This is a genomic window from Alistipes senegalensis JC50, from assembly GCF_025145645.1.
In the GTDB taxonomy this organism is placed as follows: Bacteria; Bacteroidota; Bacteroidia; order Bacteroidales; family Rikenellaceae; genus Alistipes; species Alistipes senegalensis.
In genome coordinates this window covers 1,169,827-1,192,126 of sequence record NZ_CP102252.1, presented here as the reverse complement: position 1 = coordinate 1,192,126, position 22,300 = coordinate 1,169,827, and the positions used below count along the sequence as shown (strand labels likewise).

Annotated in this window: 11 protein-coding genes; all 11 read left to right on the top strand. The window is 56.4% G+C overall.

What is annotated here, in order from left to right:
- Nucleotides 1–77 precede the first annotated feature (77 nt).
- The 11 genes from NQ519_RS04625 (at nucleotide 78) to NQ519_RS04575 (ending at nucleotide 22,287) form a co-directional block, all read left to right on the top strand.
- Complete coding sequence (locus NQ519_RS04625; protein ID WP_147513251.1) at nucleotides 78–1,658, top strand: fimbrillin family protein; 1,581 nt, start codon at nucleotides 78–80, stop codon at nucleotides 1,656–1,658.
- Nucleotides 1,659–1,681: 23 nt separating this feature from the next.
- Nucleotides 1,682–4,939 (top strand): SusC/RagA family TonB-linked outer membrane protein, encoded by a 3,258-nt coding sequence (locus NQ519_RS04620; RefSeq protein ID WP_227901021.1) that lies wholly within the window; start codon nucleotides 1,682–1,684, stop codon nucleotides 4,937–4,939.
- An 11-nt stretch (nucleotides 4,940–4,950) separates the two neighbouring features.
- On the top strand, nucleotides 4,951–6,714 hold the full coding sequence (locus NQ519_RS04615) for a RagB/SusD family nutrient uptake outer membrane protein (RefSeq protein WP_026076830.1): 1,764 nt from the start codon (nucleotides 4,951–4,953) through the stop codon (nucleotides 6,712–6,714).
- Between the two features lie 19 nt (nucleotides 6,715–6,733).
- Complete coding sequence (locus NQ519_RS04610; protein WP_147513252.1) at nucleotides 6,734–8,560, top strand: sialidase family protein; 1,827 nt, start codon at nucleotides 6,734–6,736, stop codon at nucleotides 8,558–8,560.
- 36 nt (nucleotides 8,561–8,596) lie between these two features.
- Nucleotides 8,597–9,703 carry a hypothetical protein gene (locus NQ519_RS04605; RefSeq protein ID WP_026076831.1) on the top strand — a complete coding sequence of 369 codons (1,107 nt, stop codon included), beginning with the start codon at nucleotides 8,597–8,599 and terminating at the stop codon, nucleotides 9,701–9,703.
- 154 nt (nucleotides 9,704–9,857) lie between these two features.
- The gene (locus NQ519_RS04600; protein ID WP_019152336.1) at nucleotides 9,858–12,173 is read left to right on the top strand and encodes a GLUG motif-containing protein; all 2,316 of its coding nucleotides are present in this window, start codon (nucleotides 9,858–9,860) and stop codon (nucleotides 12,171–12,173) included.
- Nucleotides 12,163–13,578: a DUF4886 domain-containing protein gene (locus NQ519_RS04595; RefSeq protein WP_161603995.1), complete on the top strand. Its 1,416-nt coding sequence runs from the start codon at nucleotides 12,163–12,165 to the stop codon at nucleotides 13,576–13,578. The genes NQ519_RS04600 and NQ519_RS04595 overlap by 11 nt, the downstream gene beginning before the upstream one ends.
- A 1-nt stretch (nucleotide 13,579) precedes the next feature.
- Complete coding sequence (locus NQ519_RS04590; RefSeq protein WP_147513253.1) at nucleotides 13,580–15,091, top strand: hypothetical protein; 1,512 nt, start codon at nucleotides 13,580–13,582, stop codon at nucleotides 15,089–15,091.
- A 40-nt stretch (nucleotides 15,092–15,131) separates the two neighbouring features.
- Nucleotides 15,132–18,404, top strand: coding sequence for a DUF5107 domain-containing protein (locus tag NQ519_RS04585; RefSeq protein WP_026076832.1), 3,273 nt, complete (start codon nucleotides 15,132–15,134; stop codon nucleotides 18,402–18,404).
- 28 nt (nucleotides 18,405–18,432) lie between these two features.
- A complete protein-coding gene (locus tag NQ519_RS04580) occupies nucleotides 18,433–20,208 on the top strand; it encodes a sialidase family protein (RefSeq protein WP_147513254.1) in 1,776 nt (591 codons plus the stop codon).
- A gap of 24 nt (nucleotides 20,209–20,232) precedes the next feature.
- A complete protein-coding gene (locus NQ519_RS04575; protein ID WP_161603996.1) occupies nucleotides 20,233–22,287 on the top strand; it encodes a beta-glucosidase family protein in 2,055 nt (684 codons plus the stop codon).
- Nucleotides 22,288–22,300: the final 13 nt, after the last annotated feature.

Sequence of the window (22,300 nt, the reverse complement as noted above, 5' to 3'; positions counted from 1 at the left end):
TCATATCTTTTGATCGGTTTTGCCTGCTGTGGATATATTTGTTCATCGATGCAAACCAACTTAAAACCACCAATCAAATGAAAAGAACTTTACATCTGGTTTTGGCTGTTGCCGCACTGACTCTGGTCGCGTGCGGCGAGGCTGAGGAGAACAACCATGGGTTGAAGTACGACTCCCTGGATGTTAATTTCTCTGCCACGAAGGCCGGAAGTGAGTGGTCCGAAGACGACGTTGTCGGTGTTCGGGCGACCTGCACGCGGAACGGAACGGAGAATGTCCTGATGAGTGCGAATGATCCGGCCTGTTTCACTCCGGTTGCTGCGTCGCAACAGGCCTATCTGGTGAAGAAGAGCGATGGTGACAACATCATTGCCCGGTCCGGAGACCACAATTATCGTTTCTACGCCTATACGCCTTACGACGCTTCGATCAAGGATCTCTCCAAACTTCCGGCGAGCATCCCGGACGAAGTGGTATTCGGAGAGCCGTTGCAGAGCCTGTATGTAGCCGAAGCCTCTGTGACCGGTGTTGTGGCACCCGTGGCGATGGATTTCCAAATGCCCTCCTGCCTGCTCACCCTGGAGATTCCGGACGACATCGTTGCCATGTCGAACACCGTGCTGAAAAAAATGGTCGTCAAGGCTTCCGAGGATCATCCGTTGACCTCGGATATCGCCTATGAAGCGACCTATGATATTTATACGGGAAAAACAACGGTGGTTAACGGCTCCGGAGCCCGGGAGATTATGATGGATTTCGGCGCGAACGGCTATGAACTCCCGTCGGGATATACGCCGGTGACGGTGCTGATCGCCCCCTTTACCGTGCCGGAGGAGGGGTTGCGTGTGGAATTTACCGATGTCGACGGTGCGACGAACTCCGTTCCGCTGCTGGCCAACCAGGCCGGTACGTCGTATGCGGCCGGTGAGGTCATTTCACAGACCCTGAGTTCGTCCAGCGACGGCATCATACCTTGTACGTCTCCCGTCGAGTGGCCGATCGGCTATCGGGACGGTGTCGGCGTATTCAATACGACGACCCAGCCGCTCTGGATGACCGACCATATCTGGACGGCCAGCCAGCCTCAGGCGACCATGACCTACGAGGTGTCGGAGGACAACCCCGCACCTGTCAAGATCGAGGTGAACAACTTCGTTCAGTACAACTACAGCTCGGGATGTGTCAAGGGCTCGTGGACGGGCGACTATTTCGAGTTTGACGTTCCGGTTCGGAACTTCAAGGCCGGCACGGAGGTGACGCTGACCCTGCCGACCTACGGACGCGGCGCCCCGTTGTTCTGGGATGTCTACTACCTCGACGGTGAGGAGTGGAAATGCGACCGCTCGTCGCATACTTCGCCCGACGGACAGTTCACGATGACGTCGACGCTGATGATCGAACACGGTAATCGGGACGGCAGTTTCGAGGGTATCAAGTACGAAGTCAAGATGCGCTTCGAGAATGCCATCCAGAGCGGACACCTGAAGATCCGTTTCCAGGTGGCGCATGGTGGATACATTACCAACCCTGCGGGCGCCTATTCGACGGCGTGCCGCGAGCTGACGGCCGAAGAACGGAAGACGTTCGATATCGGTGCTACATTGTTTGCGTTCGTGAACAAATCCGGCAACGTGAACTCCGTCAAGATTGAATGGTAAACAGTTTAATGAAGGAACCCGTTATGAAAAGCATATTCAGCAAGATATTGTATGTATTGGTCCTCTTGGCGGTATCGCTGCCGGCCATGGCTCAGCGCAACGTCATTACCGGTGTGGTTTATGATGAGTCGGGGCTTCCGTTGACCGGCGCTTCGGTGATTGTCGAAGGCACAAACCGGGGCGTGACGACCGATTCGTATGGAAAATACCGGATCGAAGCTGCGCCCGAAGAGGCGCTGATCTTTAATTTCCTGGGCTATCGGAGCCAGAAATTCAAGGTGGGGGCCTCCACCGTCCTGAATGCCGAGATGGTGCCGGAATCCCAGATACTCGATGAACTGGTCGTCGTCGGTTACGGCGTGCAGAAGAAGGTGAATGTGACCGGTTCGGTCTCGACGGTGGATTATGAGGAGTTGTCGCAGTCCCGTCCCGCTACCACGACGTCGGGACTGTTGCAGGGTGTGAGCGCGGGTCTGTATGTCTCGCAGACCTCCGGAAAACCGGGCAGCGAAGGGGTTTCGATGCGGATTCGCGGCGTGGGAACGCTCAATGATGCCGCGCCGCTGGTCATTGTGGACGGTTTCGAGGGAACCATCAATAATGTGAATCCGCAGGATATCGCCTCGATTTCGGTCTTGAAGGACGCCGCCTCCTGCGCCATCTATGGAAACCGCGGAGCCAACGGCGTGATCCTGATTACGACCAAAACGGCCAAGGAGGGTCGCTTTAATATCGAGTATACCGGCATGGTGGCCTATCAAGAGCCGGAACACTATTTCGATGTCATTTCGAACTATGCCGACTACATGGAAATCATGAACGAGTCGGCCTGGAATGTCGGCAAGGCCAATGTGTTCAGCCAGACGATGATCGACCTGTGGCGCGAAAAGGAGAAGACTCCCAACGGCATTGCCGATTCGGGCTATCCGAACTATGTGGCCTATCCCAACGTGGACTGGATGGAGGCGATCTTTACCCCTTCGGTCTATCAGAAGCATTCGATCTCGGCCAGCGGCTCGACGGAGCGTATCAAATATCTCATGTCGGTGTCGTATATGGACAATCCGGGCGTAATCGACAATTCGACAGTGACGCGGACCTCCTACCGGTTCAATCTCTCGTCGGACGTGACCGAATGGCTCGAAGTCGGGGCACGGATCTATGGGTACCGTTCGGATACGGAGCTGGCGGACATCTCCGGGTCGATGACCCTGCTTTCGCGGGGCGTCCCCTGCATCTATCCCTACTACGACGGGAAATACGGCTGGATGGAGAACCCCGAGCAGAGTTCCGAGTCACGCAACAACCTCTATTTTTTCAACCGTTACAAAGGTTCGAATATCACGCATTACAACAATACGACCGCCTTTGTCAATGTCAAACTGCCGTGGAACATTCGTTACCATGCGTCGTTCAATTACTCCTGGAGGGATGCCCTGCAGAAGCAGCATCCGACCTTGGGTGATGCCTATTCGTTCAGCCGCGACGAGGTGGCCTACAGCTATAACGACCTGAGCAAGTTATATCTGACCTACACGCAGACCCACACTGGAAGATGGGAGTTCCAGACGACGCTCGACTGGGCCGGAACATACGGGAAACACGATATCTCGGCCATGGCCGGTTTCGAGGCTTACTACCTCAACGACCAGAGTTTCGCATCGACCAAGACCGGCTTCGAAAACAATGTCCTGGAGGAAATGGACAACGTCCTGGAAGCAACCTCGATCTCCGGATCCCAGACGGATTATGCCGCAGCCTCGGTTTTCGGCCGGGTCACGTACTCCTATGCGGACAAATATCTGGCCGAGGTCAATCTCCGTTATGACGGTTCGTCGCGTTTTGCCCGCCAATCCCGGTGGGGACTCTTCCCCTCGTTCTCGGCCGGATGGCGCATCTCGCAGGAGGATTTCCTGAAGGGTACCTGGGTGGACAATCTGAAGCTGAGACTCTCCTGGGGTAAGTTGGGCAACAACTCGATCGGGAACTATGACTATTTGTCGACCTATGCCTCGGGCTACTCCTATCCGTTTGGCGGGAAACTGGCCTCGGGAACCGTGTCGACCCTGTCGAATGATCTGCTGGAGTGGGAAACGACGACCTCTTTCGACGTGGGCCTGGAGTTCGCCACGCTGAAAAACCGACTGACGTTCGAGGCCGACTATTATGACAAGCAGACCGACGGCATTCTCTACAAGGCTCCGGTTTATGCGACCATCGGCAACAAGAGCGCTCCTTATCAGAACCTTTGCGGGGTTTCGAACCGCGGCTTCGAATTTACGATCGGATGGCGTGATCAGGTGAAGAATTTCCGCTACGGCATTTCGGCCAACTTTACCCGGAACTGGAACAAGGTGACCAAATACAACGGTCGGCTCAAGGTCGGCTGGGTGACCGACGCCAACGGTGTGCGGAGTTATGTCACCAACATCGGCGATGTCTCCACGGTGGTCGATGCGGCACGCCGTACGATCGAAGGCCGGCTCATCAACGAGTATATCCTGGTCAACACCTATTCGGGTGACGGCTCCTACTTCTTTGCGGACGGGTCCGTGAATCCGGCGGGAGGTCCGCGGGACGGAATGATTCGCACGCCGGATGATATGACCTGGTTGGAGGCCATGGTGGCTGCGGGCAACTCGTTCCTTCCGAACCAGCATATCGCCAAGGACGGAATCTGGTATGGTGACTACATTTACGAGGATGCCAACGGTAACGGCGTTTACGGTGACTCGAACGACTACACGTTCCAGAATGTCAGCCAGACGCCCAAGTATTACTACGGCTTCAACATCGAACTCGGCTGGAAAGGGATTGATTTCTCGGCCCGCTTTGCCGGAGCCGGCGGCGGAGCTCGTTACTGGAGATACGTGGGTTACAACGCCTATTCGACGAATCCCAAGTTTACGCTGCCTTACGAAATAGCCTACGACCACTACTTCTTCGACCCGGAGAATCCGGATGATCCCCGGACCAATCTTACTTCGAAGCACGGACGTTTGACCATGAACTACGGCTCGGAACAGAACGGTGCCAATATCTATTCGACCCTGTTCCTCTACAAGACGGACTATCTGAAACTGAAGAACCTCACCATCGGCTATACGCTTCCCGAGCGTCTAACGCGGAAGGTCGGAATCGGATCGCTGCGGATCTTCCTGACGGGTGACAATCTCTTCACGATTACGGATTATCCCGGGATCGATCCGGAATTCACGGACAACATGAACTATTACGCTAATCTGCGGCAATATACGATTGGTCTGAACATCAAATTCTAATGCATACGGGTATGAAAGCTCTCAAAATATCGATTCTTGGTGCGGGACTTCTGTCGTTGATTTCGTGCAACGAATTTCTGGACCGTTATCCCTATAGTGAGAACAGCTCCTCGACCATGTTTTCCTCGGCGACGTTGGCCGAAAGTGTGGTGACGGGGGGCTATTCCAATCTGCTCTACGATTACAATTCGACGGACCGTTCCGTCCTGAACTGGGATTCGTTCTCTTCGGTCATGGACCCGCAGGAGGGAATCGTCAACCTCGATTACAACTACCTTTTTGGGACGCTGCAGCCGAACAATTCGATGTTCCAGACCTATTGGAAACGTTTCTACGAGGGGATCAACCGGGCCAATGATGTGATCGAGAACATCGGCCGGGTGCCGGACATGTCCGATGCGACGAAGGCGAAGCGCATTGCCGAGTGCAAGTTCCTGCGGGCCTATCACTATTATCGCCTGAATGCGCTGTGGCGCGGGGTTCCCTATTACGACCGGAACCTGGCTCCGGACGAGTATCGCTTGGGCCGCTCGTCGGAGGAGGAGATCTGGAGACTTGTCGTGAAGGACTGTACGGATTGCATCGATTGCTCCGAGATCCCCGACCGGTATGTGTCCGGGAACGCCGATTACGGACGTGTGACCAGGGGTGCTGCCTATGCTCTGCGCGGCAAGGCTTACATGTGGCTCAAGCAGTACGATCTGGCCGAGGCGGATTTCGGCAAGGTGGGGGAGTGCGGATACGACCTTTACACCGGTTCCTATGAAAGCCTCTTCACCGAAACCAATGAAAAGTGCGAGGAGATGGTTTTTTCGGTGCAGATGGTGGAAGAGGAGGGGCAGGGCAACGCCTTCTCGAACAACTACGGCAATTATTGCACGGTGGGCTACGGCAAGTATCAGCACTATCTGAATGTGAATTTCATCGACTCCTTTGAGGAGGTCGACGGAAAACCCTTCAGTTGGGACGATTACTTCCCGGGATACAGCTCGATGACGCCCGAGGCCCGCAGTGTCTACTTCCTGCGCAACGGATTGACCGATACGGAGAAGACGGCGATGAGCACCTATGGGGCCGACATGTCGAAATACGATGCTTTGGGTAATGAGGTGCGCTTGCGTGCGGCGTATGAGAATCGAGACCCGCGTCTTGCCGCCATTGCGATCACGCCGTATTCGACCTATGACGGTGGAGCCTCGGGTACGGTCGTGACCTATACGAGCCGCTACCCCTATCGGGACTGGCAGGCACCAAGCCTGGACCTGCGCTACGGGAACAATGCCTATATGCTTTACCCGATCCGCAAGTTCGTGACCAAGGGACGCGAGTATACCAACATCGGTTACAACCCGGTGGATGTCCCGATCATCCGTTATGCCGACGTGTTGCTGAGTCAGGCCGAGGCGGTTAACGAACAGGGGCGTTGGCAGGAGGCGGTTTCCTATGTGAACCGGGTCCGCAACCGGGCCGGAGTCGCCTTGCTCAATGCTCCCGGAAATACGAATACCAAGGTGTCGGGGGTTGAGGAGATGAGGGCCCGCATCCGCAATGAAAAGAAGTGGGAACTGGCCTGCGAAGAGCAGCTCTATTTCGAGGAGTTGAGATGGGGAACCTGGAAGACGGACAAGTTTGTTGCCAAGAACGGCCTGCAGAATGTCTGGGGTGCTCCCGTCTATACCTATATTTGGGGCGGCGACGCCTACCTGAAATGGGCCATCCCGCAATCGGAAGTTGAAAAAAATACGAATATCAAGCAAAATGAAGGTTGGAATTAAAAATCGAACTTGCGGCATGTTGGGAGTGCTGTGTGTGCTTGCGTTGACCCTTTCCTGTACGAAGGAGACACAGGGCGGAGACCATGGTAGTCAGGGAGGAGGAACGCAGACGAGTCTGGAACTGACCGAATTCACCCGCCTGAACCGTGGGGAATCCGAAATCAATTCCCATGCGGATGACTGGGACCGTTCCACCGTGAAAATGGATTATCGCTCCTACATCGAACTGGGGGCGGCCAACAATGTCTATCTGCCGACCTATGCGCGGATCCGGACCTTGCGCGACGGAAGCTATATTCTGACCTGGCAGGATGCCGTGGGAGTGAATGGAAACGGCGAGAATACGTATTATGCACTGAGCCGCGATTTGAAGAACTGGGTCTACATGGGATATCTGTGGCAGGGGCAGAACGTCTACAACGGGTTGGGAAAACCGGACGTACGCCGATTTACCAATGCCAATACCCTTCAGTTGGCGAATGGCGAACTGCTGGCTGTGGCCAGTTTCAGTACGGTGAATACCTACAGCAATCCGAATTATACGGCGGAACAGGGGATTGTCGTCAAACGGAGCCAGGATGGGGGTTATACCTGGTTCGGCGAAAAGGAGATCTATCACGGACCCTGCTGGGAGCCGCATCTGATCGAGCTGCCCTCGGGTGAGATCCAGTGCTTTTTCTCGGAGAGTCGTCCGTGGACCAGCGGCAGCCACTCGGGAACGGACATGCTGCGGTCGATTGACGGCGGGGAGACCTGGGAGCCGGCCTTGGGAGAATCAGCCTATCGCGTAATGCGCAAACTCTGGTGGAATGCCCAGAAGAACATGTGGTGCTATACCTATCAGATGCCGGTGGGTATCATCCTGAACGAATCGAACCGCTTCGCCTTTGCCATGGAGAGCTGCAATCAGCGGGTGGTGAACGCTTCGGGCGGTTACAGCGACCAGTTCTCGATCGCCATGGTCTTTTCCCACGAAGACGGCTCCTGGGATTATCTGGAAGGGGATGAGATTACCCCGAAAGAGCGTCGTATCGACAGTGTCGTTATGCGTGGCGCGGCACCCTATCTGGTGCAGTTCCCTTCGGGCGAGACGTTGTTGTCCTATGGCGGTACGGATTCGCGGCAGCATTTCCGGATCGGGAATGCTACGGCTACGGAGTTCGGGGCAACCGACCTGCCGGCCTTGCCCGATGTGGGTTCCTGGGGAGGACTGGATTTGACGGACTCGCATACGGTGCTCTCCTGTATGCGCGATTCGCGGGACGGGGCAGACAATGCAACCATCGCATTGGCCCGATTCCATCTGAATCATTCGATTCGGGCGACATCCCGTCAGGTGGCGCTCGATGGTGACGATTCCGAGTGGGCGGAGAGCGATGAGGCTCTTTTTGTCGGCTCCCGTTGCCAGGCTCAGGCCACCCTGCGCTGCTCGGCGGATGCGGAGAACCTCTATTTCCTGGTGGAGGTCTTCGACGAGAGTCTCTCCTCCACGGATTTTGCCTACATCCTGCTCTCTCCGGACAATGATACCGAAAACCTTTCGGCCAAATCTCGCCGAATCCGTTTCGGATATGACCGGATCAAGAGTACGGACCAATATGCCGGAGGGTGGCGCGAGGCCGATTTCGGGATATCGTATGCCGGGGCCTTCGACGGTACTCCGACGGACAAGACGGATCAGGATAACGGTTTTCGGGCCGAGATCGCCGTACCCCGCAGTTCGATTGAACTGGTCAATGGACGGGTGTTGGTCAACTTCGGATATTTTGATGCGGCGGCCAATGTCGAGGATGTCCTTTGCGATGCCAGCAATACGTCCAAATGGCTTTCCATTCAGGTAGATTGAGCCTCAGATTGCGATTGAATTAAAAAACGACGGATTATGAATAAAAAAATCTTATTTTTAGCGACTTCGATTCTTTTTCTGGCGGCTTCGTGCTGCAAAGCCCCGGTAGTGGCCGAACGCTGGTCGGCCGAACGGGCCAATCAATGGATGGCGGACAAGGGCTGGATCGTGGGGTGTGATTATGTGCCCTCGACGGCCATCAACCAGATCGAAATGTGGCAGGCCGAGACCTTTGATCCCGAGACGATCGACCGTGAACTGGGGTTTGCGGAGGGGTTGGGATTCAATACGGTGCGGATCTTCTTCTCCAATCTCGTCTACACGGCGGATCCTGCGGGATTCAAGGAGCGTTTCTCTCAGTTCCTGGAGCTGTGCGACAAGCACGAGATCCGGGCGCTGCCGACCTTCTGGACGAACGGGGGAAAATGTATCGATCCGCATCTGGGCAAACAACCCGATGCCGTACGCGGGAACCACAACTCGCAATGGGTGATGACCCCCGGCGCCGACTATGTGAATGATCCGACCCGTTGGGGAGAACTCGAAGCCATGGTCAAGGATCTGATCGGCAGCTATGCCGACGATGAGCGAATCCTCTTGTGGTGTCTGTACAATGAGCCCGAAAACCATCGCCGGGGTGTGACCAATTCCGTGCCGTTGATGAAGGCTACCTTCGAGTGGGCGCGCTCCTGCAACCCCTCCCAGCCGTTGACGGCTCCGCTGTGGCGTGAGGTCGGCGTTCCTGGAACGAGCCTTCCAGAGGTGACTTTTGCTCTGGAAAACAGCGACGTGATCAGCTTCCATTGCTATGCGAGCGGAACCGTTCTCGAAAAGTTCATCAAGACTCTGCTTCCCTATGGCCGACCGATGGTCTGCACGGAATACATGCGACGTCCGATCTCGACCTTCGAGGAGGCGATGCCTATCTTTAAGAAATACAATGTCGGGGCGATCAATTTCGGATTGACGGCCGGGAAATGCAACTTCCATTATCCGTGGAACAAGGTCGATGAGAAAGGCCGGTCGATCCCCTGGGCTGAAGAGCCTGAGGTGTGGTTCCATGACATCCTCCATGCCGACGGTACGCCGTGGAACGAGGAGGAGGTGGCCTTCATCCGGCGTATGACGGGCGTTGCCGAATGATGTTCCGTCGTTCGGAATCTTAACAGAAGTTCAGGTATAGAAAAAAGAGCCGACCAGGAGCCTGATCCCGTGCGGAGGGGGTGCCGATCAAGCCAATCGGCACCCCCTCAGGGCGGCCCATGCCCGAACCCTACTCGATTCGCAATGAAAAATAATGGAAAAAATGAATATGAACAGATTGATAATGAAGTCTCTGTCGGTGATTCTCCTGCTTGCTTCGGGCGTTTCGTGCCAGAAGCAGGAGGCGATGGACGACGGTGGCGGAACTCGCGGATTTGTTATCCGGGCGTCGCTTGAGGAGGGCGCTGCGGACACCCGAACCTCGATGTCCCCGAATGAGGACGAAACGAGTTATGCCGTCTTCTGGAACGAGACGGACTGCATCTCTGTCAATGGAATTGCTTCCGAGTCAATCTCCATCCAGGAGGACCGCCGCTCGGCGGAATTTACCTTCCTGAAGGGGTTTGAGTCGGCCTTGTATGCGGCATATCCTGCGTCGGTTGTTTCGAAGTACGAATCCGGCGCATTGACGCTCCTTCTGCCGAACGTTCAGACCTGGAGCGAATCCGATCAGTTCGATCCTGCGGCTGCCGTCATGCTCGCCCAGGCTGCCGACGGGGCTTCGCTCCGGTTCCGGCACGCCATGGCCTATTTGCGGGTGACGCTCTCCGAAGCCTCGGATCCGGAACCTATCGCTGCGGTGGTACTGTCTGCCAACGACGGGTCGGCCCTGTGCGGAGCCTTTCAGGCAACGTATGGCTCTGATCTCTGGACGTTGACGCCGCAGGAGAGTGCCGCGTCTCAGGTCGAGTTGCGCTGCGGGACACAGGGCGCTCCGCTGGGATCCCGGATGGTGATCGCTATCCCGGCAGGGGAATATGCCGCCGGTCTGACGGTGCAGGTCAAAGACGTATCGGGGGACTATCAGGTCCGCAAGAGCGTCAACGCCTTTACGGCAACGGCCGGTCGGATTTATGACATGAGCTTCGCCTTCGAGCCGGAGGGTGGCACCTCATCGAACGATATCTTCAGTGTCTCGGATTGGGAGCTCTTTGCCGAGAAGATCGCTGCGGGAGAAACTTTTGAAGGTCAGACCGTCAATCTGATGGCGGATCTTACTGTTCCGGAGTATTTCGCCTATGCCAACGGAACGTTCGAAGGGACGTTTGAGGGAAATGGCAAGACGATGACGGCCGGGGCGAACGTGTGGCCTCTCTTTGCGACGGTTGGTGAAAAGGGGGTCGTCCGGAATCTGAATTTCGACGGGGCGTTCACCACTATGGCCAATCCGGCCTCGGCAGGCAACGCCGTTATCGCCAAAGTCAACCTGGGCGTGATCCGGGATTGCACCAACTCCGCCGATACGGAGGTGACCGTATCCGGCTCTCTGATCTTCGGGACGCTTGTCGCTCAGAATGGCGGGACTCTGGAGCGGTGTATCAACTATGGCAATGTGACCGTCACGCAGACGGCTTCGGCCTCCAGCGGATTCTATGGCGGGGGCCTGGCGGCGATCGGCCATACGGTGCTCGGAACCGCAACGGCAACGCAGCTCGATGTCGATGAGACGTGTCGTGCGGGCAACTTTGTCGATTGCGAGAATCATGGCAACTTGACGATCCAGTGTGCCGGAGCCGCACCGATCCGGTCGGGATTCGGCGGAATCTGCGGCATCGTCTACATGAACGGAGTCCGCTTCACGGGCTGCGAGAACTACGGGGACGTCATCCGGACCGACGACGCGGACAAAGCGGCCTCCAACAATGGCTCGGCGACGGTGGGTGGTATTCTCGGCCGCAGTGCGGCGTGGTTTACCACGGCGGCGGGTGACAGCAGGGCACTCGATGTCGAGGTCAACGGTTTTGATACGCGCTATGAGAATTGTGTGAACGAAGGCACCGTTCAGGTTTCGTGCCGACACAGCGGAGGCATCATGCCGAACTCTTCGGGGGCCCGGCTCGATGCTGCCGGAGGTATCGTGGGTGCAGCCATCGGAGTTGGCGACCAGCTCCAGCGCATCGTCTCCTGTCACAACAAGGGTGCCGTTGTTGGCGGATGGATTACGGCCGTGAATACGACGGCGCTGGGCGGTCTTGTTGGTCTGGCAACCGGAACCGAGATCACGGGCTCTACCTCTTCCGGCGATGTCCGTTCCGTAGATGCAACTTACTACATCGGGGCTGCGGGTGGTGCCGTGGGCTTTGCCCGCCGGGATGTAACACTTGCCGGCGACTGCCTCATTCAGAGCCGGATCGAGGCCTGGACTCCTTCGGGCAAATCCCTTCTGACCGGGCTTCTGTTCGGCAATGTCGTGACCGCTGCAACCGCATCCGATACGCAGGTGGCGGGCGAGATCTCTGAAGATGGAGTGTCGGCGGGTGTCGGGGCCGACAATTTCTCGGGATTCCTGGCCGATCCCGCTTCGAATGTACAACCGACCACTTCAAATATTGTGTGGTATGAAGAATAGATGCTGTAACTGGATGGTGCTGAGCCTGCTGGCGCAACTGGTGATCCTTCTGTCGCCGGGCTGCAGCAAAGAGGATACCTTGGTCGAAATAACCGACTGGGCGGCAACGGAGAATGTCTCTGCCGGGGAATCGGCAAAATACCTGACTTTCTTCGAAAAGGCTTCGGAGGAGATGGATTATTGTCGTGCACTCACCTGTACGGATGCGGGTCTGGAGGTTGTTCTGCAAAGCAACGCCTCGATCACCTTGCCTGCCGGAACCCCTTATCTGGCCTTGTCTCCAGAGGGCCGGCTGGTGCATTACGCCGCGGGAACCGCTGCGGCAGAGGAGCTCGATATCGAACTGAACGTACGCGATACCTGGTATGAGGCTCCGACGCTTGCCGTTTCCGCCGACGGCTTCTTGATTGTGGCCGGTCGTGAGACCGACATCGTGTCGACCGGACGATGCGTCATGGATTGCGGCAAATATGTTTATTACTATGCGGGGAGCAGCGTTGTTCCGGTGGCGAGCGAGATCCGCGAACGGTTCAACCCGCCGCTGCCCAAGGACCGGGGATTGCTCAAGGTGCTCTTCGTCGGCAACAGTTTCAATGTGGATGCCACAGCGCACCTGCCGGGAATCCTCACGGCCGACGGAACGCAGCGCGTCCTCATAGGGCGGGTCTATCACGGAGGCTGTACGCTGCCGCAATACGATGATAACTACGAGGCTGATCGTTTCTGCTCGTATCGGACTTGGCGCCCGGGCGAAAAGGACTGGGACGGCGACGAGGAGTATGACACGAACCTAAAATATGCCGTCGAAGCCGAGGATTGGGATGTCGTGACCTTCATGGAGTACACGGGCAACAGTTGCTGCTGGTCTTGGACCGAGGAGGAGAAGGGACATATCAATTCGTTGATCGATCGGGTCTTTGCAGCGCATCCGGAGAAGCGTCCCACCGTATTGTTCATGTTGACGCAGACCTTTGCGGCACAGTCTGATTTAGTGGCTACCTATTTCGATTCGGATCAGATGAAGATGTATGAGACTATCACGGACTTTGCGCAGCAGGTGCTGGATGGTACCTGCATCGACGATGTGATCGCCACGGGAACCTGCATCCAGAATCTGCGGACATCGAGTCTGAACGATGATCCGGTTCAGGATCTCTCCCGGGATGGTTTCCACCTCGACTACGGGGTCAGCCGTTATGCGGCAGCCTGCACCATCTTCTATACGCTCTTCGAGCCGTGCCTTAGACTCGATCTCTCGGGCAATACCTACCGATACGATGTGAAGCTGGAGCATTCCACGGCGCATTCCATCCCGGTGACGGACGAAAATGTCGAGATCTGCCGCCATGCAGCCCATGCGGCCGCGGATCATCCGCTGACACTTACCGATATGAGTTTGTATTGATATGAAAAGGATATTTGCAAGTCTGTTCATGGTGCTGGCATTGGCATCATGTTCCAAGGAGGGGGAGGTCCGGGAGATCTATCTCCCGCAACAGATCGGTTTCGTGCTGTCCGATGCGGCGGGTGCCGTCACGGAGGGCATGGAGATGGGTGTGACGGCAACGTGCCGACGCAACGGAGGTACGGTCTCGCTGACCGAAGGCCGTGTGGCGAAGTACGTCGCAAAGGTCTCGGCCGACGGGGTGTCGCTGGTGCCGAAGAGCGATGCCGACCGCATCTGTGCCAGTTACGGCGACGCCGGGTTGCATTATACGGTGTTCAGCCCCTATTCCGAAACGGGATTCGAGGAGATTCGCGTCTCGCAGAACCAAACCTACGGCCAGAACCCGGTTCGGGCCGTCTATGGGGAGACGTTCATGGAGCAGGTGATCGAAACGGTGATGATTCCCGTCTCGGAACGCCCGCTGTGTTCGATTCTCGCACTGGAGATTCCGGCCGATCTGGTGGCTGAAAAGAGCGTCACGTTGGCCGAATTGTCGCTCCTCGGCGTAATGATGGATTTCGGCGAAGGACTGACGCTCGACCAGGCGCAGATTGTGCCTGTTGCCGTCGAACCCTTCACCGTCCCGTCGGGCGGCATCCCGGTCGGCTTCCGCACGACGGAGGGTGAGTCGCTCTCCTCCACGATCCTCTCCGGGACGGCTGATGCCGGACTCTCCGTGAGGGCGGGAGAGACGCTGTCGGCTTATGTTCCGTCAGCCGATCCGTTCCTACCCTGTGAATTCCCGGTTAGCTTCCCCCTGGGCCGGAATCCGTCCGCCCGTATCGGCTATTATAATTACAGCGACGACCAGCCGGAGTGGAACAATCAGGGAATCTGGCATTGCTTTGCCCAGAAACAGGTCTATGCGACGTGGAATCAGGTTTCGGCACCCAGTGCAACGCTCTATCAGAGACGTGAACTGATCAATACGGGCGACATTGGCTCGATCGGCGTGAAGGGAATCTGGACCGGGGATTATTTCGAGTTCGTATTCCCCGTCGGAGCGCTCGATGCCGGGAGTGTGGTCTCCTTCGAAGCTCCGTTCTATGGGCGTCAGCAACCGGTCTTCTGGACCGTGGAGTGGTTTGATGGCGGCGAATGGAAACGAAAGGTTTCGGAGATCGAGGCTTGGGACGGAACCCGCTGCGAGGCCTCCTTTGCAATACGCCCGTATGGTTGTGTTGTCTCCTATTCGTTCGCGCTTGAGCATCCGATTCATCGCGGGTTGCTGAAGGTCCGGTTGATCTGTGCGGATGGCAGCCTGCAGGCCGATACCCAAAGCAATAGGGTCGTCAAGAGGGAACTCCCCTACAACGACGGCAAGATTTATCAGTCTCCCTTCTACTTCTATTGTGAAGGCTCCGGAGTGAATGCGTTCCTGTGGAGTGTCGCTCCGGGACCGGATGGCCCGGAGTCGGGAATGACCGAAGACCTGCAGGTGCAGGATCAGGTCTGGGAGTGGGAAAATTAATCAGAGAAAGGAAAACCAATAAACCATAACAGACAAAACAATGAAACGATTCTTATTGACTCTGGCCGTAACCGTAGCCTTGGTTCGTGTGGGTGCGGCTCAGGATGTCCGAGCCTATGAGGGTGCGATTACGCTTCCGACCTATCTCCTGGATCCGGCGGAAAAGGCCCCGATCTTTGAACGGGACTGGTCCTACCAGCGCGCCAAAAGAAGTGTCTATCCCTATCCGCTCAATGACAATATGACCCGTAAGAAGAAGGATGTGACCTACGATTGTCTCTATATGGAGAACGAGTATGTGAAGTTGTGCGTACTCCCGGAGATCGGAGGCCGGTTGTTGTATGCCGTCGACAAGACCAACGGTTACGACATCTTTTACCGGAACAGCGTGGTCAAGCCGGCCAATGTGGGAATGACCGGAGCGTGGATCAGTGGTGGCGTAGAGTGGAATGCCTTCCACCATCACCGCCAGACCAGCCATATTCCGTGTGACTGGCGGATTGTCGATAATCGCGACGGCTCGAAGACGATCTGGCTTGGCGAGACTGAGTATCGCCATCGGATGCAGTGGGCGATCGGAATCACGCTCCGTCCGGGGAAATCCTATATGGAGATCAGTGGACGTTTGATCAATTCCACTCAGAATAACAATTCGATGCTTTATTGGTCGAATGTATCGACGCTGGTCGACGAGAATTACCAGATTTGTTTTCCGCAGAGCACGGAGTTCGTGACGTTCCATTGTAAAAACTGGTTTGCACACTGGCCCGTTACGCATGAACCCTTCAACGATATGGACTTCTACAAGAATGGTGTGGATGCAAGCTGGTGGAAAAACCATTACATGAGCAACTCGATGTTCATCCATGACCAGAAGGAGGATTTTGTGGCCGGATATGACCACGGCCGTCATGCTGGCACGATGCTAGTCGGCAATCACAACATCATCAAGGGTGGCAAGTTCTGGCTGTGGGGCCCCAATTCCGAGTGGGACACCCGGATTCTTACTGATACGTCGGGCCATTATTGCGAGTTGATGGTGGGGGCCTACTCCGACAACCAGCCTGATTACAATTGGAGTTTCCCCTACGAGAGCAAGGAATTCACCCATTACTGGTATGGTATCCGGGACATGGGTGGCGTGAAGGCCGGTAGCCGCCACGCTGCGTTGAACCTGGACCGCCTGTCGTCGGACCGGGTTCTGGTGGGGGCCAATGCTACGGAAAAATATGCGAAACTGACCCTTGAACTGCGCCATGGGGATGAAGTTCTTTACACCCGCAGCGGTGCAATGTCTCCTGCCGAACCGATGGTTGATACGGTTGCCGTGGCAAGCGGGGTGGCAGATCACGAACTGACATTGGTCCTGAAGGACGAGAATGGAAACTGGATGCTCTCCTATACGCCGGTCCGCAAGGATGCGAACTCTCCGCTGCCCGAGATCGTTGAGCCGCCGTTGCTGCCTCATCAGATCGAAAACACGGAGGAGTGTTTTCTCGTGGGGCTTCGGAACCTGCAGTTCCACAACCCGTTCGTCAATCCGGTTGATTATTTTGAGGAGGTGCTCCGCCGGGATCCCTCGGACAGCCGGACCAATACCGTGCTGGGCTCCTACTATCGGATGAGGGGCGAATACGACAAGGCTGCGAAGTATCTTCGGACGGCGATTCGGCGTCTGACGAAGGATTATACCCGCCCGAAGGATGTCGAGGCGCTGTATAATCTGGGACTGATTCTTCAGATACAGGGCAAGCGCGAGGCTGCCTACGATACATTGTATCGGGCGACTTGGAATTATACGTATAATTCGGCGGCCAATACGCAACTGGCCCGGATGTATTCGGAGGAGAAGCGCTGGGGCATGGCTCTGGAGCGGCTCGATGAGGCAATCGCCTACAATGGCCGTAACTATACGGCGCTGAATCTGAAAGGTTCGGTCCTGAAGAGCCTGGGCCGGGATGCGGAGGCGCGGCAATGTTTCGACCGCGTGCTTGCCGACGATCCGATCAATGCCTATGCGCTGCATGAAACCGCTTCGCACGACGACTTCCGGCGCTTTATGCGCGAACAGCCGGAATCCTACCTCGAACTGGCCATTCAGTATTGGCACAATGGATTCACAGATACGGCCGTCAATCTGTTGAAGGAGATCGATGCCCGCGTGCCGTATCCGACCGTGAAGATGTATCTGGGCTATCTGACCGGTGAGGATCGCTATTTTGGCGAGGCCTTGTCGCTGCCGGTCGGTTACTGCGCGCCGTTCCGGCTTGAGACGGTCCCCGTTCTGGAGAAGGCTAAGTCGGTTTGCTCGGACTCTTCGCTGCCCTATTATTACCTCGGCAATCTGTATTACAACATTCAGCCCGACAATGCCATCCGGGAGTGGGAAAAGTGTGTGGCGATACAGCCGGACAACGATCTCGCCTGGCGGAACCTCGGCTGGGCCCATTGGCTGCATACGAAAGATTACGCCAAGTCGGCCGACTGTTATCGGAAAGCCATCGAGTTGAATCCCGATGCGGCGCTTTACCTGGAGGAGTGCGATCAGGTGCTGGAAGCCCTGGGGACTCCCGTTCAGGAACGCTATGATCTGCTCAAGAGCCACCATGCAACAGCCGAGAAACGCTATTATCCTTTGGCGCAGGAGGTCATAACGGGTACCTATGTCGGGGATTACGACTATGTGCTGGATCTTCTGGACCGGTGCTATTTCCCGACGCGGGAAGGGGTGGCCAACTTCCATGACAACTTTGTGGATGCGTTGATCCTGGCCGGCGAGGAGAAGATAGCGGAAGGTAAGGTCGAACAGGCCGTGACGCTTTACAAGAAGGCGTTTACCTATCCGGAGAATCATCAGGTGTTCCTCGTGGACGAGCGGGCCACGCACGATGCGCAGATCAACTATTGTCTCGGAGAGGCTTACGCCGCGCTTGGCCAGGATGCCGAGGCGGAAAAGTATTGGAAACTAGCCGCCGAACAGGATTATGAACTGAAGGGAAGCAAGGATTTCCGCTACTGGACGGGCCTTGCGCTGGAGCGTCTGGGCCGGAAAGCGGAGGCGGAGGCCATCTTCTCGGCGCTGGTTGCCGATGGCGAGGCTGCCGTTGTCACACAGCACGTTAATTTCTACGGAGCTGAAGGAACTACGGGCGTGACGGTCGATATTATCAACTCGGCGGCCTATTATACCCAGGCACTCGGTCATCTGGGACTCGGACATAGGGGGAAGGCGAAACGTCTCTTTGCCGAAGTGCAGCGCCTGAAGCCGGATCACCTCTGGGCAAACGAGTTCATGAAGCAGTTTGAAAAATAGCCCTCCGAACCCGAAAACAGAACGCTTTATGAATGGAAGAAAAGCATGGATGGCCGGGCTGGTTGTTTGCCTGTCGTTTTTGTCCGGATGCACCCGGGAGAGGAACGGGGAGGTGGCCGCCAGAATCAGCCTTGAGTACAGTACGCATCGTCAGCTTACCGAGATGCGCGTGCAGGGCCGCGACGCTACGGAGCCCAACCTCTATTATCCCCGTGTCAAGCAACTGAGTGACGGGTCGCTGCTGCTCTGCTTCATGAACGACCACTTCGGTTGGGACATTTATGTCTCGCGGAGCGAAGACGGCGGGCTGAGTTGGAGTGACGCACAGCTTCTGCTGGAAAAGTATTCGACAACCTCCACCGTGGGGGAGGACCTAATGGTCTATGCTAATCCGGACTTCATCGAACTGAACGACGGACGCATCCTATTGGCCTATCAGTGGCGATACAAAAAGGGATACAACGATCTTGCCCATACGAATGAGAATTGCGGCGTGGGGATCATGACCAGCTCCGACGGAGGTCGGAGCTGGTCGAAGGCCCGGTCGGTCTACCGGGGCCGTTGCTGGGAGCCGGCGATGCTTCAACTTCCGAGCGGTGAGATTCAGATGTACATCACCTCCAGCCAGAATGTGGTCAACGGACTCTCCTGTCCGCGAACTGTCGTCATCCGATCGTTCGATGGCGGGGAGACCTGGCAGGGAAAATCCGAGTGCGGCATCGGGGATAATGAGATCATTTCGTATACGAAGGATGACCGCTTCGGCTACGATGGCATGCCGACGGCCGTGTTGCTGCAGGATGGGAGCATCGCCATGAGCATCGAGGTCTGGAGCGGAAAGTATGTTGTGGATCAGACGCCGATGATTGTCCGTACGTCGGCCGAAGAGAACTGGCATTTGGATACGGCCCGTCTGTTGCGGCATGGCGGCCCGGCTTATCCGCAGAAGAAACAGGCCAATAAGGACCTGATCGGGTATGGCCCCTATCTGAGCCGTCTTCCGTCCGGAGAGACCTTGTTGCTTTCCAATGGTTTATACCAGGGCCGACAGTCGAGTTGGCTGTTTGTCGGGGATGTCCGGGCCGACAATTTCGGGTTTGCCACGACGGGCTTTGACGGATATTGGGGTTCCGTGGACTGTCTGGACAACGATCGGGTCCTGATCACCGGAACGGAAAAATATACCGAAGATTCCGTCGTTCGGGGCAAGAGCCATCTCATGACCGGCCGCGTCAACCGGGCTCGGAGCCTCACCCGGGTGGGTGATTCGCTGGTAGGGCCGGAGATGTTTGATGTCGAGAACAACGACTGCTGGTATCTGGGCCGGACGGTTCCGATGAAGGTCTTTTATGATTTCGGCTGTACGGATGAGGCTTTCGTGTTCGATACGTGGGTGTTTACGGATAAATTGACCGCATACAGTGTCGAAAATTCGGATGCTTCCGTAATTTTGTTGTCCAAAGGGGATGACGTCTATAAGTTGGCGGTGAATCCGTCCGGGGATTATGCGTTTTACCGGCTGGATCGGAATTCGTGGCAAGGTCTCCGTTTCGGAACGACGGACGAGATCGCGGTCGCGGGGTCGATCAATGCCGATGCCGACGAGGATTTGGGATTTGCAGCTCGGGTCCGCATTCCCTGGTCCTGGATGGACCGGAAACCGGCGCGTGGCGAAGTGTTGCGAATTCATCCGGCTTTCTGGTACAAGGCCCGTTCGGCGGAGAAACATCCGCGATACTGGGAGGAGTTGCAGGGAGAGAACCCGGAGGATCCGCAAAGCTGGCTTGCTGTGACGGTGGAGTAAAATTGACAAATGGTAGATAGATCCATGAAAAAGAGACTGCTTTTGATGCTTCTGGGGGGCTTGCAGATGGCCTTGGCTCCGGTTTCTGCCCAGACCTGTCGGGAACGCGCCGAATCGCTCGTTTCGAAGATGACGCTGGAGGAGAAGGCTTCGCTCGTATCGGGGCAGGTCGATGGTTTCCATACGGCTGCGATCCCGCGATTGGGTATTCCGTCGATTCGGATGGCCGATGGGCCGCAGGGCGTGCGGAACAAGACGAGGAGTACCTTTTATCCGTGCGGAATCTCGTTGGCGTCGACCTGGAATCCCGATCTGGCTCGGGAAATGGGGCGTGGACTGGCCCTGGATGCCCGGGCCCGGGGCATCGGCATCATGCTGGGTCCGGGGGTCAATATCTACCGTTCGGCGCTCTGCGGGCGTAACTTTGAGTATTACGGCGAGGATCCGGTGCTGGCTTCGGCGATAGCCTGCGGCTATATCGAGGGAATGCAGCAGAACGGAGTCATCGCTACCATCAAGCACTTTGCCGCCAACAATCAGGAGTACCGCCGTCATGCTACCAATTCGGTGGTCGACGAGCGCACGTTGCGCGAATTGTATTTTCCGGTGTTCAAGGATGCCGTGCAAAAAGCCGGTGTGGGAGCCGTGATGACCAGTTACAACCCGTTGAACGGGATTCATTCGGCTGAAAACCGCTGGCTGATTACGGATGTGTTGAGGAAGGAGTGGGGCTTTGACGGTATCGTCATGTCGGACTGGACGTCGACCTATACGACGTTGGGATGCATGGAGAGCGGACTCGATCTGGAGATGCCGAAGGGATATTGGCTGAACTACAAAATGATACGCGAACTCCTGGATCGGGGAATTGTACATGAAAGGCAGTTGGATGAGAAGTGCGTCCATATCCTGTCGACCTTGATCCGGTTCGGATTGCTCGATCGTCCGGCTGTTGATTCCGCGCTCCCGCTGGATAACGAGGAGTGCCGTCGGATCGCTTATGCTACGGCGCTGGAGGGACCTGTGCTGTTGAAGAATGCGGGAGCCCTGCCTTTGGATCGGGCCGCTCTGAAACGGGTGGCGGTTATCGGTCCCAATGCCGATCGGATTCCCTTCGGCGGCGGAAGCGGCGAGGTGACGCCGATAGAAGGTTGCAGCACTACACTGTTTTCCGGGTTGTGTGCTGTCGCGGGGCGAGAGCATGTGGATACGATCCGGTTCGGAGCGGACGGTTCGTTCGATGAAAAGGCCGTGTCGCGGGCTTCGGCAGTTGTGGTGAGTGTCGGCTTTACGAAGGAGACGGAAGGCGAAGGCTTCGACCGGACGTTCTCCCTTCCGGAAGGACAGGATGAGCTGATTCGTCGGGTGGCGGGATTGAATGATCGCGTGGTGGTTGTGGTTAACTCGGGAGGAGAGGTGGCAATGCCCTGGCTGGACGAGGTGGAGGCTGTTGTCATGGCTTGGTATCCCGGGCAGGAGGGCGGCCGGGCTTTGGCGTCGATATTGTCCGGTATGGAGTCGCCGTCGGGACGTCTGCCTGTTACGTTCTGGGGTACTTTGGAAGGGAATCCCGCAGCAGTCTATTACGGGATGCGGAAAAACGAAATCGTTCCGCAGAAACGGGATCCGTTTTGCCATACGGTCTATTACGAAGGTCTTTTTTCGGGATACCGGGCGGCCGGGTCGGCCGGATTTGCTCCGCTGTTTCCGTTTGGATTCGGTCTGACCTATTCGCTGTTTGCCTACTCCGATCTCTCCATACAGCCTGCAGCTGATGGTTACGATGTCTCGTTTTGGGTCCGGAATGTCGGCAAGTGTCGGGCTGCGGATGTGCCTCAGGTCTATGTATCGGAGTGTAATCCTCGAGAACCGCGACCTGCCAAACTCTTGAAAGGGTTTGCGAAGGTTACGTTGTCGGCAGACGAAAAAACTCGCGTCTCTGTCCATTTGGGAAAGGATGCCTTCAGCCATTATGATGTGGCGAGTGGGGAATTCCGGGTATCGCCCGGTGTGTTTGAGGTGATTGTCGGGGCAAATGCCAGGGAGGAATCGTTGAAAACATCGCTGACCATCGAATAAGGATTGTCGGTTG